Here is a 2,740-nt window from a genome sequence, read left to right on the forward strand (position 1 = left end):
CTCGGGGATTATTATTCTACAGGTTGCTTGAACAAGCAGTGCGTTCTAAGCCGATAACGTACCAATCAATTAAAAATCGATAACCACAATATATAGTGATTGGTTGTGCTAAGTGGATAGCCCTTATATAAACACAGTGCATTGGTAAGGTAACGGTTATGGGGCAATTAACATTTTTGGAGGCTATACGGACAGAGATCAGGGTACGCCATTACAGCTATCAAACAGAAAAATCCTACCTCTATTGTAACCGTCTAGCGAACCACACCTCGCATCGTTAATCTGCCTATTTGAAAATACCTGCTCAATGATAAATTTGGAGCAGGTGATGAAAACATACAGAACAGCGGCACAGTGGCTCGGTTTACTTCAGCAGCGCAGCAATTTCAAAGGCACTAATGTTGAATTCTGCCAACATCATAATGTCTCGATTACCACTTATTATAAACAACGTGCTTTACAGGCTGAGAACCAGCAAAAAACAACCTTGCCAAAGCGCGCTACATCATCACGCTTTATTCAACTAAAACAAACCACCACTGACGTCTGCGAGCACACTCATCAAAATACACTGCAGTTTGATACCCGCACAGGCCAACTCACCCTACCAGCAGATTTAGCAACGACCGATATCGTTGCCATTATTAAAGGGCTAATGGCATGAAGATGTTTGTTGATATCCCCACTGTTTATTTATGTGCCGATGTGGTCGATTTTCGTAAATCGATTAATGGATTAGCCGCCTTAGTGGAAGCTGAGCTTGAACTCCCAGTGCTCAGTGGTGCGCTATTTGTCTTTTGTAATAAAGGCCGTGACAAACTCAAATTGCTTTATTGGGATAATACCGGCTTTGCGCTGTGGTATAAGCGATTAGACAAGCATAAGTTCAAATGGCCCAAACTCATGTCACCCACCATGACATTAACCGAGCAACAATTACACTGGTTATTAGGGGGTTATGATGTCATTGGTCACAGCAAAATTGATGTCGCAGGTAAGCAACTACTTTAATATTTGCGATCGATTGATGATCATCAAAGGATGTTCATTTAGCACTGGAAACCCGCTGGTTACGCCTTAAAATAGGCTTCATGAAAAATGTACTCGCCCTTCAACAGCGCATTGCTGAACTGGAAAAACTGCTCGAAAATGAGCGGCAATTATCTTTACAAAAAGATGCGCAAATCGCTGCGCTAGAAGAACGCTGGCGCCTGGCCCAACAAAAACAATTTGGCAAAAGTGCTGAAGGCTTTGTAGGGCAAGGCGAGTTATTCAATGAAGTAGAAGAGATTGTTGAAGCCGTTGAGGCCGAGCAACAATCCATTAGCTATACCCGCAAAAAACCGGTGCGTAAGCCACTGCCAAAAGACTTACCCCGTGAGCAAGTTATCCACGACATTGAAGATAAAACCTGTGATAGCTGTGGCGGTGAGCTACATAAAATGGGTGAAGATAAGTCAGAAAAGCTTGAGTTTATCCCAGCGCAAATAAAAGTCATTGAGCACATTCGGCCTAAATACGCGTGCCGTCACTGTGATAAATCCTCGACGAATACGCCAATAAAACAAGCACCAATGCCTGCGATGCCGATTAATAAAGGTATCGCGACGAGCAGTTTGCTCAGTCAGCTTATCACCAGTAAATACCAATACGGGTTACCGCTTTATCGCCAGGAAGCGATGTTCAAGCAATACGGTATTGAGCTCAGTCGCCAGACCATGAGCAGCTGGATAGACAAATCCGCCACACTGTTTGCACCACTGGTGGAACGGCTTAAAGCCGAGCTGTTAAAGCAGCCCACGTTGTTTGCCGATGAAACGCCACTGAAAGTGGTGAAATCCGATAAGGTGAACAGCTACATGTGGGTGTATTGCTCAGGTCGAGATTCACCTGAGCCAAACCATCCTACCCCCAATATCGTGCTTTACGATTTTCACAATAGTCGGGCTGCCGCCTGCGTGGTCAATTATCTTGATGGATATCAAGGTTACTTGCACGTAGATGGTTATCAAGTTTATGAAAAAACACAGGCAACCTTAGTGGGATGCTGGGCGCATGCTCGTCGTAAATTTATCGACGCGAAAAAGCTGCAAGGTAAAAATAAAACCGGTAAAGCGGATGTGGTATTGAGCCTTATCCAAAAACTGTACGGCGTTGAGTCACGCGTTAAAGATAAAAGTGCGGATGATAAATACACGACAAGACAAGCAGTCAGTGTGCCTATACTGGACAAGCTAAAAGCATGGCTTGAGCAAAACCAACCGAATTTAGTGGTAATACCAAACTGATTGAGGCGGCTAATTACCTGGCTAATCAATGGCACAAACTCATTCGTTATGTTGATGATGGCAGATTGAGTATTGATAATAATCGTGCAGAGCGAGCGGTAAAACCGTTTGTGATAGGCCGCAAAAATTGGTTATTCAGTCAGACAGCTAATGGGGCTCATGCCAGTGCCACGCTTTACAGCATTGTGGAAACAGCAAAGGTAAATGGCTTATTACCATTTGATTACATCATGGCTTGCCTTAATGAACTGTGCCAACCAGTACCGGATATAGACAGCCTGTTACCATGGAATTTTAAAAGGTAGGTGTAGTTGCCCAGACGCTTACGATTCTGTCACTGACAATTTTGTATGAAATCGGTGATATCTGCCGATTTGAGTCAGTGCAAAAGTTCGCTTCTTACTCTAGATTGGTCAAATGCAAAGCTGAATCGGCGGGTAAAACCTACGGTA

General features: G+C 43.8%; 2 protein-coding genes and 2 pseudogenes. All 4 read left to right on the top strand.

Translation table 11 applies throughout. From position 1 onward, the window contains the following. Nucleotides 1-328 precede the first annotated feature (328 nt). A complete protein-coding gene (locus H5202_RS20090; RefSeq protein WP_182699025.1) occupies nt 329-664 on the top strand; it encodes an IS66 family insertion sequence element accessory protein TnpB in 336 nt (111 codons plus the stop codon). Further along, entirely contained in the window at nt 661-1,011 is a 351-nt protein-coding gene (tnpB, locus tag H5202_RS20095) for an IS66 family insertion sequence element accessory protein TnpB (protein ID WP_182773625.1), read from the top strand. The genes H5202_RS20090 and tnpB overlap by 4 nt, the downstream gene beginning before the upstream one ends. 80 nt (nt 1,012-1,091) lie before the next feature. Continuing rightward, nucleotides 1,092-2,593, top strand: a pseudogene (tnpC, locus tag H5202_RS20100) (IS66 family transposase). A gap of 23 nt (nt 2,594-2,616) precedes the next feature. Beyond that, a pseudogene (locus H5202_RS20105) lies at nt 2,617-2,740 on the top strand (transposase); the annotation flags it as partial.

Source organism: Shewanella sp. SG41-4, from assembly GCF_014164505.1.
GTDB lineage: Bacteria > Pseudomonadota > Gammaproteobacteria > Enterobacterales > Shewanellaceae > Shewanella.

Coding starts and splice junctions, on each gene's coding strand:
- H5202_RS20090 (WP_182699025.1), top strand. CDS start 329: ATGAAAACATACAGAACAGCGGCACAGTGGCTCGGTTTACTTCAGCAG.
- tnpB (WP_182773625.1), top strand. CDS start 661: ATGAAGATGTTTGTTGATATCCCCACTGTTTATTTATGTGCCGATGTG.